Origin of the sequence: Listeria marthii, assembly GCF_014227425.1 — a bacterium.
Taxonomy (GTDB): Bacteria; Bacillota; Bacilli; order Lactobacillales; family Listeriaceae; genus Listeria; species Listeria marthii.
This window is the reverse complement of sequence record NZ_JAASWB010000001.1, coordinates 172,903-190,052: the sequence shown is the minus strand read 5'-3', so window position 1 is coordinate 190,052 and position 17,150 is coordinate 172,903. Positions and strand designations below refer to the sequence as shown.

Annotated in this window: 18 protein-coding genes; 14 read left to right on the top strand and 4 right to left on the bottom strand. The window is 38.9% G+C overall.

The annotated features are described in order from the left end of the window. The first annotated feature begins 1 nt into the window (after nt 1). Nucleotides 2-793 (top strand): SDR family NAD(P)-dependent oxidoreductase, encoded by a 792-nt coding sequence (locus HCJ55_RS00980; RefSeq protein WP_185502003.1) that lies wholly within the window; start codon nt 2-4, stop codon nt 791-793. A 109-nt stretch (nt 794-902) separates the two neighbouring features. Then, nucleotides 903-1,973: a DNA polymerase IV gene (dinB, locus tag HCJ55_RS00975; RefSeq protein WP_008948301.1), complete on the top strand. Its 1,071-nt coding sequence runs from the start codon at nt 903-905 to the stop codon at nt 1,971-1,973. Between the two features lie 33 nt (nt 1,974-2,006). Here the strand turns inward: dinB and HCJ55_RS00970 are convergent, their stop codons facing one another. Together HCJ55_RS00970 and HCJ55_RS00965 are read right to left on the bottom strand one after the other, a co-directional pair. After that, nucleotides 2,007-3,206 (bottom strand): toxic anion resistance protein, encoded by a 1,200-nt coding sequence (locus tag HCJ55_RS00970; protein WP_003725866.1) that lies wholly within the window; start codon nt 3,204-3,206, stop codon nt 2,007-2,009. Further along, complete coding sequence (locus tag HCJ55_RS00965; protein ID WP_003723132.1) at nt 3,184-3,843, bottom strand: 5-bromo-4-chloroindolyl phosphate hydrolysis family protein; 660 nt, start codon at nt 3,841-3,843, stop codon at nt 3,184-3,186. The genes HCJ55_RS00970 and HCJ55_RS00965 overlap by 23 nt, the downstream gene beginning before the upstream one ends. Before the next feature lie 275 nt (nt 3,844-4,118). Between HCJ55_RS00965 and HCJ55_RS00960 the strand changes: the two genes are divergently transcribed. The 5 genes from HCJ55_RS00960 to timR all read left to right on the top strand — a co-directional run bounded on the left by HCJ55_RS00960 (nt 4,119) and on the right by timR (nt 8,138). Next, nucleotides 4,119-4,676 carry an NUDIX hydrolase gene (locus tag HCJ55_RS00960; RefSeq protein ID WP_185502004.1) on the top strand — a complete coding sequence of 186 codons (558 nt, stop codon included), beginning with the start codon at nt 4,119-4,121 and terminating at the stop codon, nt 4,674-4,676. Nucleotides 4,677-4,721: 45 nt separating this feature from the next. After that, on the top strand, nt 4,722-4,967 hold the full coding sequence (locus HCJ55_RS00955; protein ID WP_185516665.1) for a hypothetical protein: 246 nt from the start codon (nt 4,722-4,724) through the stop codon (nt 4,965-4,967). Nucleotides 4,968-5,818: 851 nt separating this feature from the next. After that, complete coding sequence (gene timA / locus HCJ55_RS00950) at nt 5,819-6,706, top strand: macrodiolide ABC transporter ATP-binding protein TimA (protein ID WP_185502006.1); 888 nt, start codon at nt 5,819-5,821, stop codon at nt 6,704-6,706. Continuing rightward, a complete protein-coding gene (timB, locus tag HCJ55_RS00945) occupies nt 6,703-7,518 on the top strand; it encodes a macrodiolide ABC transporter permease TimB (protein WP_185516663.1) in 816 nt (271 codons plus the stop codon). Before timA ends, timB begins: the two co-directional genes overlap by 4 nt. After that, nucleotides 7,518-8,138: a macrodiolide transporter TimAB transcriptional regulator TimA gene (timR, locus tag HCJ55_RS00940; RefSeq protein ID WP_185516916.1), complete on the top strand. Its 621-nt coding sequence runs from the start codon at nt 7,518-7,520 to the stop codon at nt 8,136-8,138. Before timB ends, timR begins: the two co-directional genes overlap by 1 nt. Before the next feature lie 15 nt (nt 8,139-8,153). Here the strand turns inward: timR and HCJ55_RS00935 are convergent, their stop codons facing one another. Further along, nucleotides 8,154-9,152, bottom strand: a complete 999-nt coding sequence (locus tag HCJ55_RS00935) for an NAD(P)/FAD-dependent oxidoreductase (protein ID WP_185516661.1) — start codon at nt 9,150-9,152, stop codon at nt 8,154-8,156. Further along, nucleotides 9,142-9,966, bottom strand: a complete 825-nt coding sequence (locus HCJ55_RS00930) for an ABC transporter ATP-binding protein (protein ID WP_008948293.1) — start codon at nt 9,964-9,966, stop codon at nt 9,142-9,144. Before HCJ55_RS00930 ends, HCJ55_RS00935 begins: the two co-directional genes overlap by 11 nt. 165 nt (nt 9,967-10,131) lie before the next feature. On the opposite strand from HCJ55_RS00930, the gene HCJ55_RS00925 reads away from it, so the two are divergent. The 7 genes from HCJ55_RS00925 (at nt 10,132) to HCJ55_RS00895 (ending at nt 17,010) form a co-directional block, all read left to right on the top strand. Beyond that, the gene (locus HCJ55_RS00925; protein ID WP_185516659.1) at nt 10,132-11,073 is read left to right on the top strand and encodes an iron-hydroxamate ABC transporter substrate-binding protein; all 942 of its coding nucleotides are present in this window, start codon (nt 10,132-10,134) and stop codon (nt 11,071-11,073) included. 101 nt (nt 11,074-11,174) lie between these two features. After that, nucleotides 11,175-12,200 (top strand): FecCD family ABC transporter permease, encoded by a 1,026-nt coding sequence (locus tag HCJ55_RS00920; protein WP_185502010.1) that lies wholly within the window; start codon nt 11,175-11,177, stop codon nt 12,198-12,200. Next, nucleotides 12,200-13,222 carry a FecCD family ABC transporter permease gene (locus HCJ55_RS00915; RefSeq protein ID WP_185516657.1) on the top strand — a complete coding sequence of 341 codons (1,023 nt, stop codon included), beginning with the start codon at nt 12,200-12,202 and terminating at the stop codon, nt 13,220-13,222. The genes HCJ55_RS00920 and HCJ55_RS00915 overlap by 1 nt, the downstream gene beginning before the upstream one ends. Nucleotides 13,223-13,463: 241 nt before the next feature. Further along, on the top strand, nt 13,464-13,916 hold the full coding sequence (fur, locus tag HCJ55_RS00910) for a ferric iron uptake transcriptional regulator (RefSeq protein WP_070785259.1): 453 nt from the start codon (nt 13,464-13,466) through the stop codon (nt 13,914-13,916). A 150-nt stretch (nt 13,917-14,066) separates the two neighbouring features. Continuing rightward, nucleotides 14,067-14,960 (top strand): site-specific tyrosine recombinase XerD, encoded by an 894-nt coding sequence (xerD, locus tag HCJ55_RS00905; RefSeq protein ID WP_008948288.1) that lies wholly within the window; start codon nt 14,067-14,069, stop codon nt 14,958-14,960. 28 nt (nt 14,961-14,988) lie between these two features. Continuing rightward, on the top strand, nt 14,989-16,173 hold the full coding sequence (deoB, locus tag HCJ55_RS00900) for a phosphopentomutase (protein WP_008948287.1): 1,185 nt from the start codon (nt 14,989-14,991) through the stop codon (nt 16,171-16,173). An 18-nt stretch (nt 16,174-16,191) separates the two neighbouring features. Beyond that, nucleotides 16,192-17,010 (top strand): purine-nucleoside phosphorylase, encoded by an 819-nt coding sequence (locus HCJ55_RS00895; RefSeq protein WP_008948286.1) that lies wholly within the window; start codon nt 16,192-16,194, stop codon nt 17,008-17,010. The last annotated feature ends 140 nt before the right edge of the window (nt 17,011-17,150 follow it).

Genomic DNA, 17,150 nt, shown 5'->3' with positions numbered 1-17,150 from the left:
AATGAACCCTTTTTTGAAAAATAAAACGGTATTAATTACTGGTGCTTCTAGTGGTCTTGGTGCAGAACTCACAAGACAAGTTGCTGCATCAGGCGCAAACGTTATTATCACAGCAAGAAGTACGGAAAAATTAATCGAATTACAAAAAGAAATAAGTGCCAATTTTTCTGTTGAAGCGGCCTATTTTACGCTCGATATGACAGATTTTGAGCAAGTAAAACAAGTCAGCGCCGAAATCAATGCGGCATATCAAATCGATGTATTAGTGAACTGTGCAGGTTTTGGCTTATTTGAAAATGCAGTAGATATCCCGTTTGAGACCATCGAAAAAATGTTTGATACGAACGTGTTAGGTTTGATTCAGTTAACGCAACTAATCTTACCGCAAATGCAAGCCCGCAAGTCTGGACATATCATTAATATAGCCTCTCAAGCAGCCAAAATTGCCACACCAAAATCAACGGTGTATTCAGCTACCAAATATGCAGTACTAGGTTTTTCCAACGCGCTTCGCTTGGAACTAATCCCCGATAAAATCAAAGTGACGACGATAAATCCAGGCCCGATTGCAACGAACTTTTTCGATGTCGCGGATAAATCAGGTAACTATTTGGAAACAGTCGGCAAATTAGTCTTAAAACCAGAGAAAGTAGCTAGGAAAACCGTACAAATTATGGGCACAAGACGCCGTGAAATCAATTTGCCTTTTGTAATGAATATCGCAACACGGCTTTATCAAGTCATGCCGCAAGTAATAGAATTCTTCGGAAAAGGCGCATTTTTAAAGAAATAATACAGGAGAAAATACCTTGTAAAAATGGGGTATTTTTTTCTTGTAATTAATTAAGTTAGCGTTTATAATTAGATAAGAACGCTTGTTCGTTTTTAAAGGAGATGCAGTTATGGATACGAGTAGGAAAATTATTCATATTGATATGGACGCTTTTTATGCATCTGTAGAACAACGCGATCATCCCGAGTTTCGCGGGAAGCCACTTATTATTGGTGGGGATCCTAATAAGCGCGGAGTTGTTTCAACCTGTTCTTATGAGGCACGCAAATATGGTGTACACTCAGCTATGCCTACTCGCCAAGCTGCCAAGCTTTGTCCGAATGGTATTTTTATTCACGGGAATATGGCGCATTATGTAGAAGTATCTAATCAAATCCGCGAAATCTTTTCCAGATATACGGATATTATTGAGCCACTTTCGTTAGATGAAGCCTATTTAGACGTGACCGAAAATAAAAAAGGAATGAAATCCGCCACACTCGTTGCACGTGATATCCAACAAACGATTTACCGCGAACTTGGACTAACTGCATCTGCTGGCGTATCATTTAATAAATTTATTGCGAAAATTGCCTCGGATTTCAAAAAACCTGCTGGCATTACCGTGGTTACTCCGGAAGAAGCAGAAGCCTTTTTAGAACAGATTCCAGTGACGAAATTTTATGGGGTAGGGAAAGTTACCGCAGAAAAGTTACACCGACTAGGGATTGAAACAGGGGCAGATTTGAAGAAGTGGAGTGAATGGGACCTTATTCGCGAATTGCATAAACATGGTTATCAGTTGTATCGTCATGTGCGCGGTCGTTCGAACAACATTGTGAATCCGCATCGTGATCGCAAATCTGTTGGCAAAGAAACGACTTTTGAATTTAATGTGCTCGATAATCGGATTTTAGAACAGAGTCTTATGAAATTTGCTAAGAAAGTAGAAGAGCGTCTCATTAAATTACAAAAACACGGCAAGACCGTGGTACTGAAATTGCGATACAGTGACTTTACAACAATTACCAAACGGCTTACTTTAAATGAATATACCAATGATGCCAATCAAATTTATCAAGCAGCAGCGTTACTTCTAAGAGAAAGTTACACTGGACAAGATAGCATTCGCTTGATTGGGCTTACTGTAACTAATTTAAAACCCGTTTACTTTGAAAATTTACGATTAGAAGGACTATAAAAAAAGCTAGCGCAACTTTTGCGCTAGCTTTTTTTATTTCATTTCTAGTAAACGTTCTTTAAGTTCTTGTTCCATTGTTACAAGTTCTTTTTCAGCAACGGCGCGTTTAGCACGGCCTTCTTGTTGGATTTTAAGCGTTTCTTGTAATGTTTCGATTAAGCTTGATTGAGTTTCTTTCAGCGTTTCGATATCCACAATACCTCTTTCGTTTTCACGCGCTGTTTCGATAGCATTTGTTTTTAGCATATCGGCGTTTCGTTTGAGAAGTTCGTTGGTTGTTTCGGAAACTTGGCGCTGAGCTGCAACGGCTTGTTGTTGACGAAGCAAGGTAAGCGCGATTGCTACTTGATTCTTCCAAAGTGGAATGGCTGTCATAATCGATGATTGGATTTTTTCAGCAAGTGCTTGGTTCGTATTTTGGATTAAACGAATTTGTGGCGCTTGTTGAATAGTGATTTGACGGCTTAAGCGTAAATCATATACCCGTTTATCAAGACGATCCGCAAATTGTGTTAAATCATTTACTTCTTGATAATCCATTTGGTCGCCAGTTTGTTCCGCTTTTTTACGAAGTTCTGGGAGCATTTTAGTATTAATTTCTTCTAATTTTAATTCTCCAGCAGCAATGTAAATGTTGAGTGCTTGGAAGTAATCTTTATTTTTATCATAAAGCTGTTCTAGGAAAGAGTTATCTTCCATTAAACGCTTTTTGGAATGTTCCAGTTTCAACGCGATGCGGTCAATTTGGGTACCAATTTTTTGATATTTAGAAGTAATTTCATTGATGGATTGTTTTACTCGGTGGAACATTTTGGTGAAGACATTTTTGTTGCGAGCCGCAAGTTCATCAGGATCCGCTTCTTGTAAACGATACATTAAATCACTAATGATATCGCCAATTGGGCCAACATCTTGCTTTTGTACATGTGCTAACATCGAGTGCGAGAAATCATGGAGTTTAGCTTGGGCCGGAGCTCCATATCCAAGAATCGCTGCCTGGTTTCCAGGTTCGATTTGTTTCGATAGTTCTAAAGCTTGTTTTTTATTTGTTTCTGTCAGCATATCGACTAGGCGAGGAGCTGCATCCGTTTCGTTATTCACGATGCTTGCAGCTGATTCGCCGTCTGATCCAAACGGGTTAGCAAGAAGATCATCTAACGTTTGGTTGAATTCTTTCTCAACTACTAAATCTTTTAATTCATTTGTTTCTTCACTTGGCTTGTTCTCGGTCATCTTTTGTACCCCTTTCGAATTTCTTTTTCTGTTTAGAAATGGAGTTTTTCGCTACTTCTAATTCAAAGTCAAGATTATTCACGTCTTGATTTAAAAGCGTAAATAAATCCTTTTCAATTACTCGACTTAAATCATTTAAAAGTGTACGTGTATCAGAAAGTGTTTGATAGATTTTTTTGTCTTTTACTGGCTGTTTTTCTAGGAAAGCATATTTTTCGGTTAGTTCCACCAAAGAATCAAGATGGGAGAAAAAGAAATCTTCTGCTTCATAGAAACGTTTTGGTTCATCTTTTACGATACCGTAAATTCTTTTTGTAAGTAAAAGCGTTTTGTTGCGCTCTTGGAAAGAATATAACGCTTTGTTTTGTGTCATAATTTTTTGAAGGCGGATAATTTTCACGCGAGCTTCTTCAAGGTTAGTGCGAATATATTTATATTCTTTCTTAGTTAATCCAGTTGCAATCATTTGCGCGCGGTCCCCAGCTTTAGATGAAAAGAAAAATAGGATAGCCGCAACAGCGATAACAATTGCTGCAATTACCAAGCCACTATGGATTAGTGAAGTGAGAATACCAGCCAAAATAATGACAAGGAAAATAGAACCTGTGAATGCTAATATCTTTTTAAAAACGGTCATTATACATCTTCTCCTTTAAGTACCTGTTTAAAAGGTCCGCTTTTCTTATAATATGTTCTTCTAAAAATAAAGATTAGTGGAAAGTAACCTACCATTTAAGTATATTTTGTATGCTAGCACTAGGCAAGTTGCAAGGTTTTTATATTTTAGAAATTGTCCTTTATTTGTTCTTATCATACCATATTTAGAAAATAGATGTTATCAGTCGTGCGATGTAAATTAAACTCGGACTTAGTTATGTTATAATGAAAAAAAACGAGGAGTAGGTGGCAGAAATGGACTCATTGGAGGAAAAAACGCTTCATACAGAAAAGATTTTTAGCGGAAATGTAATAGATTTGCAAGTAGATGATGTAGAGTTGCCAAACGGGGAAAAGAGTAAACGCGAAATCGTTAAACATCCCGGGGCTGTAGCAATTATTCCGTTTTCAGCAGATGGTGAAATGTATTTAGTAGAACAATTCCGAAAGCCACTCGAAAAAACGATTATCGAAATTCCAGCTGGTAAAATGGAGCTTGGAGAGGATCCGCTCGTGACGGCCAGACGGGAATTAGAAGAAGAAACTGGTTTTCAGTCCGATGATTTAACGTATCTCACTTCTTTTTATACATCGCCTGGATTTGCCAATGAACTTTTACATATTTATGTAGCGCGCGATCTCCGGAAAATGGAGCATCCGTTAGCACAAGATGCCGATGAATTTATTAATTTAGTCAAAGTAACACCAGAAGAAGCAGAACAATTAATAGAACAACAACTCATTCATGATGCTAAAACAATGTACGCGATGCAATACTGGAAAATGCAACTATTAATAGAAGAAAATGAATAAATCTTGTTCAACTGTATGAGATTGATTTATAGAAGACTATGAAAAATGACAAAGCGAAAAAAACAAGTGTGGGGTGTTGGTGATTTATTTGCGATTTCATTACTATTTGTAAATAGAGACCTTTTAGATTCGGGGGATTGGAAGTTTTTTTCCATGGCTTCCACAGAATTTCCAATTAATAAGTATATCAAACTGGATGAATTGAGGAGGGACGGTTTCATAAATGTTACTTCACGAGGTTCTGGAATTGTTGTAAGCTTAATGAATGCGTATTATTCTTTAGTGCCCTGAAATAGCTTTCATGATCCTAACTATCTAGATTCATTATTAATTTCAATAGATAAAAAACCAAATAAAGTTGTTCTAAAATAGGACGCAAGGTGCAAATAGAAGGTTACTTTATATTTTGAAGAAGGCTTTTTAATACTAGTGTATGAAAGCATAAACCTATTTATGATGGCTGCAGTTTAGAAAGACATTATATAGGACTAGATAATCAAGTTCATTTAAAGTTATAGCATTGTTGTGTCTTCATTATGTAAAACATTGTCAGAAGAGGTTGGAATGTGGTATTATTAATGTGAAAAGAGAGTCATGCGTGAACATGACCCTCAAGCGCAAGCCCATTTAAGGTGGCAGCTAGTTTAATTTATTATAAAAATAACCACTAAACCGTCCAAAGTTTATGAGTGGTTATTTTTTTTGTTATTTTGACTGTTTAATAACAACACTAAGGTTGCAAAAGCGACTGCAAAAGACAGGGCTTCATAAACGGTCATGGATTATCCTTTCCAGGAGTTCCTAACAAAAAATTCATAGGCATCATCCTTTCTTGTTGAAAGAACTAGCCACCACCACAAACTTGCTTACTTATCCATAATTATAGCATCTGAAATATGATTATTCTATGCAGAATAGGCTGGTTGTTGAAATTAGTAATATTAGGCTGAAACCTATATTTTCTAAGCATAAACACAGATGAAAAACAGTGATTTATCTACTTTTATAGATTTTGCTTGCTTATATCTGGAATTAAGTTTTTGGCTATGAAAAAGGGTTTAGTAGTTCTGGATTGACTACCTGGTCAAAAGGGCTTATACTCGAATTGACTAAGTGGTCAATTTGAGTGTGGAGGAGAGAACATGGAAGCAATTAAAGTGGAGTCGCTCACAAAAAATTATCATAAAAAGCGAGCAATTGAAAATGTGAATTTGTCTGTAAATGAAGGCGAACTATATGGTTTTATTGGCCCAAACGGTGCAGGGAAATCAACGACAATCAAAGTTTTATTGAATTTTATTTATGCTACGAGTGGGAGTGCAACGGTTCTCGGGAAAGACGTTGTGAAAGATTCAGCGGAAATTAAGAAAATGGTTGGTTATGTGCCGAGTGAGGTGCGTTATTATCCACAAATGACGGCAAATGATATTATCCACTATGCTGCCAAGTTCCACCATATTGAAAATGCGGCGCAAAAAATGAATAAGTATTATGAAATGTTTGCGATTGACCCGAAAAAACGCTTTGGAGAAATGTCGCTTGGAAATAAAAAGAAAGTGGCGATTGTTGCTGGACTTATTACCGAGCCAAAATTATTTATTTTGGATGAACCGACGAATGGGCTTGATCCTTTAATGCAACATTATTTATTCAAAGAAATGACTGAGCGAAATAAAGAGGGAATGACGATTTTTCTTTCTAGTCATAATTTGCGGGAAGTTCAAGAATATTGTACAAGGGCTGCTTTTATTCGAAATGGAAACATTATCGCAGTGGAAGATATCGCTAATCAACAAATGACAGGCAAAGTGATTGCGCTGAAAGGAACGAATTTGCCACTTGAAAAATTGACGAATGCAGGCGCACGAATTATCGAAAAGGAAGCGGGGAAAGCGCGGCTTATTTTTGATGAGGATATTAAGACGATTTTGCCATTGTTACAAGAAAAAGAAATTACGGATTTAACGATTACAAATCAGGAATTGGAAGATAAATTTATGACGCTATACGAAGGGGGAGAAATCAAGTGAACATTTTACACATTGAGTGGAAAACGCGGATAAAGAGTCTGGTTGTTTGGGCGGTTGTGGTGATTGTGATTTTAGGTGTGTTTATGGCTTTCTTCCCTAGTATGCAAAGTAGCGGGATGCAAGATTTAGTTAATACGAAAATGAATGCACTTCCGCAAGATATGATGAAAATTTTGCACATGGATTCGATGGCTGATTTAACGAATATTGATGCCTATTTTGCGTATGTTTTTCAGTATATTTTTATTGCGGCGTGTGTGTATGCGGCGTTGATTGGTGCGCAGGCGTTAATAAAAGAAGAAACGGATGGTACGATTGAATTTTTATATGCGCAGCCGATTACTCGGTCAAGTCTTGTTTTTTGGAAAATGATTGGTAATTTATTGTCGTTTGTAGCTTTTTGGGCAATTACATTTGTGGCTTCGGTGGCGCTTGTTCTTTTCTTAAAGCCGAGTGGGGTAGATAGCGGTAATTTAGTGATGGAGCTTGTGCGGGTATTTTCTAGTGAGTTACTGGTAGCTGCTGTATTTATGAGTGCTGGTTTTATGGTTTCGGCGGTGCTTCGTTCAGCTAAGCAAGCCTCTCCGGTCGCACTTGCCCTTGTGTTCTTAACGTATATTTTAGGAATTATGGCTGGTTTAAATGACAAGGTCGATTTCTTCAAATACTTTTCACCAATCAACTATGCGATTCCGTCTGAGATTATGGATAAAAGGATTATGGGAACGAACGCGCTGATTTCTTGTGGGGTGATTGTTGTGATGGTTGCAGCGACATTTGTTCTTTATAAGAAAAAGGATTTGAAAGTATGATGGATGAAAAACGATTAAAAATTTTAGAAGCTGCTATGGAAGAATTTACGGAAAAAGGATATCAGGCGGCTAGTACGAATAAAATTTGTGCGAAAGCTGGTGTTTCGAAAGGGCTGATTTTTCATTATTTTGGTTCTAAGGAAAAGCTTTATATTGCGGCGGTCAGTTATGCAGTTGATTTTGCGACAAATGAAGTTAGTTTGGAGGGGGAACATTGGAGCGACTTTGTGGAGATGGCAATTTGGTCGACGAAGATGAAACTGGATTTTAATCGCAAGTTTCCGGCGGTGTTTGGCTTAATTATGCAAGCTTATGGGAACCCGCCAGTAGAATTAAAAGGTAAGCTAGAGGGCTTTTTTGATAAGGCGATTGAGCGATCGGAAGCGCAAATGAATCAGGTTTTAAGTGAGATGAAGTTGAAGAAAGATGTGAATATGGATGCGGCGCGTAAAGTGATGGCGGCTCTTTTTAAGCATATTACGGAAACGAGTACTGTTTATTTGCAAAGTCATCCGAATGCGACGATGGAAGATTTTGTTCCGCTTGCGAATGATTTTACGGAAATGATGCGAATTGTTGAATTTGGGATATGTGAAGAGAAAAAGGATTTGGGCGAGTGAGCCCAAATCCTTTTTTTAACCAATAAAGCTTTCGTGATGTGTACTAATCATCGCTTCGTCTGCCGCAGTTGGTTCTAAATATTTTTTAGCGCTATTGATTGCAATTGGTCCTTCATGAAGTCCAGCTGCAATAATGCGTATTTTTCGAGGGTAGGTGGCGCTATCTCCACAAGCAAAAATGCCTGGAACTGTCGTCTTCATTTCATCATCCACGACTATGCCGAAATCCGCCTGTTCAAAGCCCCATTCAGCCATTGTTCCGAGATCCACTTTTACACCGTGATTAATAAAAAGTGCCTCCGTCTTAATTGTTTTCGTAGTTTGCGTTTGATTACAGCAAACGGCAATTTCGGTTAGTTGGTTGTTCGTTCCGATGAGTTCACTGATTTCATGATGAATATGAATTTCGACCCGGGAGTTTTTTAGCTCGCGCACGCTTTCTTCATGTGCTTTAAAATCTTCGCCGCGATAAATAAGGTGCACTTGTTTGGCGATTGGTTCGAGGGTTTGAGCCCAGTCGATGGCAGAATTCCCGCCACCAGACACCACCACTACTTTATCGCGGAATTGCTCGATGTTTTTGACATCATAATGAATTGCTAGTGGAAAATCTTCGGCATGATTTGCTTCTAACTTATTGACTTCAAACGTGCCACTACCTGTTGCAATAACAATTGTTTTAGAAAAATGAATCGCACCATTGTGTGAAGTTAGTTGGAAGGTACCGTTTGTTAGTTTGGTCACATCAACCACGCGCTCATTACAAATAATCGTAGGATGAAATGTTTCTGCTTGTTCTTTTAAATTGGCAACGAGATTTGCGCCTGTAATTGCGGGGATACCACCAATGTCGCGAATAATTTTTTCTGGAAAAAAGTAGCGAACTTTACCGCCAACAGCTGGTTCGGCATCAATGATTTTTGTTTTCATCGAACGCAAGCCACTATAGAATGCGGAAAATAAGCCAATCGGGCCGCCGCCGATAATTGTTACATCATAAACCTCATTTGGCAATGGAATCAAGCTCCTTTACAATTTCGCATCCGTTGCATGTTTCGTATGGGAGGCAAAGAGGGACACCGCTGCGTGGATCAATTAAAATATCTGCTTTGATATTAAAAACATCCTCTAAAGTTTGCTCGGTCATGACGCTAACTGGCGTGCCTTCTGCAATAACTTTTCCTTCTTTAATGGCAATCATGTGGTGGGCATAACGAGATGCGTGATTTAAATCATGGACAACCATCACGATTGTGCGATTTTCCGATTGATTTAGTTGTTTTAATAAATTAAGCACATCTAGTTGGTGGGTCATATCTAAAAAAGTCGTCGGTTCATCAAGAAAAAGTACGTCTGTTTCTTGAGCAAGCGCCATGGCAATCCAAGCACGCTGGCGTTGTCCGCCTGATAAACTATCGATTGGTCGATCCGCAAATTCCGTCAAATTCGTTACACGCAACGACCAGAAAATGATTTCGCGGTCTTTTGCAGTAATGGATTTAAAACTACTTTGATGCGGGGAACGTCCATAAGAAATTAATTCAAACACCGTCAAACCATCAGGTGCAGAAGGATTTTGTGGCAAAATAGCTAACTGTTTAGCGATTTCTTTGGTCGGCTGGCTATGAATCGTTTTGCCATCCAGAAAAACAGCCCCTTTAGAAGGTTTCATTAAGCGGGACATTGTTTTTAAAATAGTCGATTTCCCAGAGCCGTTTGCACCAACTAAGGCGGTTATTTTATTCGCTGGAATGGCTATATCTAAACCATCAACAATGATTCGTTTGTCGTATGAAATTTGTAAGTTATCTGTATGAAGGTCTTTCATTTTCATCGCTCCAATTTAAAGTTAAGGTGATAATCATTCTCAATGGTTAAGTATAGAGTTTTTATGGTAAAGATGCAAGCGATACTTTGCCGAGGATGATTTGCACTTTGTGAAGAATGTTGCTATACTAACTGAGAATTATTATCATTTACAGGAGGGGTTCAATTGAAAAAGGGCATCTTTTTACTCGTATCAATGCTTTTAATTGCAGTGGTTTTGACTGCTTGTGGAGATAACAAATCGGCTGGGAAAGAACAGGTCGAGATGCGTACATATACAATGATAAATGGTAAGAAAGTAGAAATTCCGGCGCACCCGAAACGGATTGTCGCTTCGGAATATTTAGGAAACATTGTTTTGCTAGGAATGAAGCCAGTTGGTGCTAGAGCGAAACAACTGGAAAATCCATTTTTGAAAGGAAAAGTAGATGGGATTGCGGATATTGGTGATCCTGTTTCGGCGGAAAAAGTGGCGGAATTACAGCCTGATTTAATTATTGTTTCAAATGAAGATGAATTTGAGGCGATGTCAAAAATTGCGCCAACTGTGTTGATTCCTTATGCGACTTCTAAAAATGTCGAGGAAGATGTGCGTCAAATTGCGGACTTGGTTGGTGAAAAGAAAGCTGGAGAAACGTGGCTGGATCAATTTCATCAAAAAGCGAAAGAAAGTAGAGCAAAATTAGCAGAAAAACTGGATCCAAATGAAACAGTGGGAATTTATGAAGTGCAAGATAAAGATTTTTATGTGATGGGGCAAAACATGGGGCGCGGCGGTCAAGCGATTTATAATGCTTTGCAGTTGAAAGCTCCGGCAAAAATTCAAAAAGATGTGCTGGCTGGGCAAGATTGGCAGAAGATTTCACTGGAAGTATTGCCAGAATTTGCGGCAGATAGAATGTTTGTCACGACGACTTCTTCTGGAGATGCTAAAGACGGTGAGAAGACGTTGAAGGATTTGACGAACTCACCAATTTGGAAAAATTTACCGACGTTTAAAGCTGGGAATGTTTATCAAATGGATTTTGATACGATGTTTTATTATGATCCTCTAGCAGTGGAAGGGCAGTTGGATATTATTGTCGAGAAGTTACTGGAATCTAACTAATGATTGCGCTTAGTGTTTGATATTGATATAATTTTCTTTGCGATTGATAATTATTATCACTTAAAATGAGCGGATAATTTAGATGGAAGGAACATGTACAGATGGATAAGTCAAAACAGATAAAAATGAATACAAGACCAACTGTCGCGATTTTTATACTTTCGGGTGGGCTTTTGTTGCTTCTAATTCTAGCTTTGTTCGGAATTGCGGTAGGGGCGGCCGATATTAATTTGAGTACGGTTTGGGATGCACTTTTTCATTATAATAGTTCGGAAACGCAGCATCAGATTATTCGTAGTTTGCGTGTTCCACGGGTGATTGCGGATATGGCGATTGGAGCGGCGTTTGCGGTGGCTGGCGCGATTATGCAGGGAATTACGCGGAATCCGCTGGCTGATTCGGGCTTGCTCGGGTTGAATGCTGGATCGACGTTTATGGTAGCTATTTGTTTCGCGTTTATGCCGTGGCTTAGCTATAATTCGTTGATTTTGTTTTCTTTTGTTGGAGCGGCGATTGGAGCTTTCATGGTTTTTGGCGTTAGTTCGCTGGCTGGGAGTGCGATGTCGCCAACGCGGTTAGTGCTTGCTGGTGCGGCGGTTAGTTCGCTACTAACAGCGCTTAGTGAAGGACTTGCAATTTATTTTAAACTGAGTCAAGATTTGGCCTTTTGGTATGCGGGCGGGGTGGCTGGTGTGAAATGGAGCCAACTTGCGGCGATCTGGCCTTGGTTACTCGGAGCACTTATTGCAGCAATTTTATTGAGTAAGTCGATTACGATTTTAAGTTTAGGCGATGACATTGCGGTTGGCCTTGGTGAAAAGACAACTTTTGTTAAAATTGCGTCGATGGTAGTGGTATTGATTTTAGCGGGGCTAGCTGTGTCGGTTGTTGGGCCGGTTGGTTTTATTGGCTTGATTGTACCGCATTTGGTGCGATTTTTAGTCGGGGTTGATTATCGCTGGATTATTCCTTGCTCGGCTGTTGTTGGGGCGTTTCTGACTTTAGCAGCGGATATTGTGGCGCGTACGATTAATCCACCATATGAAACGCCAATCAGTGTTATTTTTGCACTAATCGGGGTTCCTTTCTTCTTATATGTAGCTCGTAAAGAAAGGAGGAACTTATAATGTATATGACGGTTGCGGAAAAGCGAAAAAAATCACGGCGGATTTGGACGTTGATTATTTTAAGTGTGCTGATATTTTGTACATTTACATATAGTGTCAATGCTGGTTATTCGAAATTGCCATTTTTAGAAGTGATTAAATCTTTCTTTGGAATGGCGGATGCGGGCACACAGCTTATTGTGACGGAATTTCGGTTGCCGCGGATTGTTATTGCACTTTTAGTTGGTGCGGGGCTGGCGGTTTCTGGAACGATTTTACAAGGGATTTCTGGAAATGGGCTAGCTGACCCGGGAATTCTTGGGATTAATAACGGCGCAGGTCTTGCGGTTATGCTTTATATTTCCTTCTTTCCTTCCACGATGGATGTACCAGTTTTATTTATGCCATTTATTGGGTTTGTCGGGGCAATTTTAACGGCGTTTGTTGTGTATGGTCTTTCTTATAGTAGGAGTGAAGGGTTGTTGCCTAACCGGTTGCTACTTACGGGGATTGCTGTTGCGGCGGCGATTGCGGCGTTAATTACGCTTTTAACCGTTCGACTTGATCCGCAAAATTATCAGCGCTATGCGGAATGGATGGCTGGCAATATTTGGGCATCGAGCTGGCAATATGTTTTTGCACTTTTGCCGTGGTTAATTGTTTTAGGGACAATTGCTTTTATGAAAGTAAAAACGCTGGATGTGCTCTCTTTTGGAGATCAAGTGGCTACTGGACTTGGTGTTCGGGTGGAACGTGAAAAATTTGTTCTATTAATAGTAGCAGTTGGTTTAGCGGCGGCTTGTGTTTCTGTTAGTGGTGGAATTGCCTTTATTGGGTTGATTGGTCCACATATTGCGAGGAAGCTGGTTGGCTCGGCGCATCGCTGGGTGATGGTGACGGCGGCGCTTTCTGGTGGTTTGTTATTATTACTTGCGGATACGATCGGACGTTTGATTATCCAACCATCGGAAATATTTGCGGGGATTGTTGTCGCGATTATCGGCGCACCGTATTTCTTGTTCCTTCTTGCTAAAGCTAAATAATAATAATTATTGATAACGAGAAATTAATGAGTAATTGATAATCATTGTAGACAGCCTATTGCTTTTATGATATCTTAGTAAACATAAGCAATAGGAATTGACTACGTGCTATTTTTACCGTAAAAAGTAAATTCCTAACTTGCATTTTATTTATAATTATTATAAACTGTATTTATTGTTAAATGATAATGATGATAATTTAGAAAGACAACTTGTTGTAGCAACCAAGGGAGGAACCATAATGGAAGGTCGTATTGGACGCATTAAAGCACAACTTCATGATGCTAGTTATAAATTAACACCACAGCGAGAAGCTACTGTTCGCGTTTTACTGGAAAATGAAAAAGATCATTTAAGTGCCGAGGAAGTTTTCTTGCGTGTGAAAGATATTGCACCTGACACTGGTCTTGCAACTGTTTATAGAACGCTTGAGCTTTTAACAGAGCTACGCGTGGTAGATAAAATTAATTTTGGTGACGGCGTATCTCGTTACGACTTGAGACAAGAGGGCGCTAAACATTTCCATCATCATTTAGTTTGTTTAGAATGTGGATCTGTGGAAGAAATTCAAGAAGATTTACTTGAAGATGTAGAAAAAATTGTTGAATCGAAGTGGAACTTTCTTGTTAAAGATCACCGCTTGACTTTCCAAGGGGTTTGCGCAGACTGCAGACAAAAAACTAAAAAAGAATAATAACAGAGTTTGAGATAATCTATCTCAAACTTTTTTTATGGTTAAAGATGGACTGAATTGCCTGAAAAGTATTATAAGTTTCTTTCTATTAATTAAACGTTTTCAGTCAGAGTGGAACATGGTAGAATAGGTCTTGTGGAGGAAATGCTTATGAATGATTTGATTGAAGATTTTTTACATTTTTTAATTGTAGAGAGAGGTTTATCCGCTAATACCATCAAAGCATATCAGCGAGATTTACACTATTTTGTTTCTTACATGGAAACTTCTAAGAATTTGACGGATCCAAATATACTTGAAAGAAGCGATATAGTAGGGTTTATGGCGTTTGCTAGGCAAGAAGGAAAGTCAGCAAGAAGTGTAGCGCGATATATTGCCTCACTACGATCGTTTTTCCATTATTTAATGCACGATGGAAAAATGTCACATGATCCAATGATTCAAATTGAAACACCAAAACAAGCGCAAAGCCTACCCAAAGTTTTAAACTTAGATGATGTGGAAAAGTTACTTAGTTCGTCGGATACTAGTACCCCGCTTGGGCTAAGAGATCAAGCAATGATGGAAATTTTATATGCAACAGGGCTTCGTGTAACGGAACTTGTTCGTTTAAAAATGGACGATTTGCACCTTCATATGGGTTTTATTCAAACAATTGGTAAAGGCGATAAAGAAAGAATTATCCCGCTTGGAAAAACGGCGACAACTGTGTTAGAGCAATATTTAGAAGAAGCACGGCCAAAACTTCGCAGACCGAAATATCGAAATGATTTTGTCTTTTTAAATCATCACGGTCAAGGGTTGACGAGACAAGGCTTCTGGAAAATTTTAAAAGGAATTGCGAAAGAGTCGGGGATTGAAAAGCCGATTACACCGCATACTTTGCGTCATTCATTCGCCACCCATTTGCTTGAAAACGGGGCTGATTTAAGATCAGTACAAGAGCTCCTTGGTCATGCCGATATCTCCACTACGCAAATTTATACACACGTAACAAAACTGCGCCTAAAGGATGTCTACAAGCAATTTCACCCGCGCGCTTAAAAAATATAATTGAAAAGGATGAGTAAATATGCCAGATAAATTTAAACGAGTACATGTAGTTGTAATGGATTCAGTTGGTATTGGAGAAGCACCAGATGCTGCTGAGTTTGGCGATTTTGATGTTGATACATTTGGACATATTGCAAAACATGTTGGCGGACTAAACATGCCTGAAATGGGCAAACTAGGTCTATCCAATATTCGTGAAATCGATGGAATTAAAAAAGCAGAAAAACCACTTGCTTACTATACGAAAATGCAAGAAGCTTCGAACGGTAAAGATACAATGACAGGTCACTGGGAAATTATGGGACTTTACATTGATACGCCTTTCCGCGTATTCCCAGATGGATTTCCTGACGATTTAATCAACCAAATTGAAGAAAAAACAGGTCGCAAAGTAATCGGTAATAAACCGGCAAGCGGCACAGAAATTATGGATGAGCTTGGCGAAGAACACGTTAAAACAGGCGCGTTAATTGTTTATACTTCCGCTGACTCTGTTTTGCAAATCGCGGCGCATGAAGATGTTGTACCTTTAGAAGAACTATATGAAATCTGTGAGTTCTGTCGCAAAATCACTCTGGATGATCCATACATGCTTGGTCGTATTATCGCACGTCCGTTCGTTGGTGAACCTGGTGCGTTTGTTAGAACGCCAAACCGCCATGACTACGCGCTAAAACCTTTTAAACCAACTGTAATGGATGCTTTAAAAGATGGTGGCAAAGATGTGATTGCGATTGGTAAAATTTCTGATATTTTTGACGGTGAAGGTGTTACAGAATCTATCCGTACAAAATCCAATATGGACGGAATGGACCAATTTATCGCTGTATTAGATAAAGACTTTAACGGTATGAGTTTCTTGAACTTAGTTGATTTTGATGCGCTGTTTGGACATCGTCGTGATCCTCAAGGTTATGCAGATGCGCTTGTTGATTTTGATGGCCGTTTAGTAGAAGTGATGGAGAAACTAACGGATGATGATCTTTTAATTATTACAGCTGACCACGGAAACGACCCAACATACTCTGGCACAGACCACACTCGTGAGTTTGTACCATTACTTGTATACTCACCACGCTTCAAAAATGGCGGTTCAGAATTAGAATTACGCAAAACGTTTGCCGATCTTGGCGCAACAGTTGCCGATAATTTTGATGTAAAAATGCCAGAATATGGCCAAAGTTTCTTAAAAGACTTGAAATAGGAAAAGGGAGGAACAAAAATGAGTTTAGAAAAAGTAAATGAAGCAGTTGCAAAAATTAGAGAAAGTTATGCTGGAACACCAACAATTGGTTTGATTCTTGGATCAGGTTTAGGTGTGCTTGCAGACGAAGTAAATAACCCAACGAAACTTTCTTATAGCGAAATCCCACATTTTCCTGTTTCTACAGTAGAAGGACATGCTGGACAATTTGTTTTTGGTGAGTTAGAAAATAAAGAAGTTGTTGCAATGCAAGGCCGTTTCCACTTTTATGAAGGCTATTCGATGCAAGATGTTACTTTCCCAGTTCGTGTTATGAAAGAATTAGGTGTAGAAGTACTTGTCGTAACGAATGCGGCTGGTGGCGTAAACGAATTATACTCTGCTGGAGACTTAATGTTGATTTCTGACCATATTAACTTTACAGGAACGAACCCGCTTATCGGACCAAATGACGAGCATTTTGGCCCACGTTTCCCAGATATGTCAGAAGCTTATAATTTAGCTTTACGTGTCGATGCGAGACTTATTGCGCAAGAGCTTAATTTAACGATTCGCGAAGGTGTTTATGCTGGTTTCAGCGGTCCAACTTATGAAACACCTGCTGAAATCCAAATGATGCGTACGCTTGGAGCAGATGCAGTTGGAATGTCCACTGTACCAGAAGTAATCATTGCGAACCATGCTGGATTACGAGTACTAGGTATTTCTTGTATTACGAATATGGCGGCTGGAATTCTGGACCAACCACTTTCTCATACAGAAGTTATCGAAACAACGGATCAAGTTCGCAGCACGTTTTTACAATATGTAAAAGCAATTGTTGCTAAAATTTCTTAAAATAATTGGTAGCTAATCTCAGCCCAAATTTATTATTTTCTGAAGCAAGAAGATAATCGATTTGGGCTGAGTTTTTTACGTATTTGATATTATTTTCAGATAGTTATTGTCGCTCGGCTTCTTAGTGTGCTACTATATAA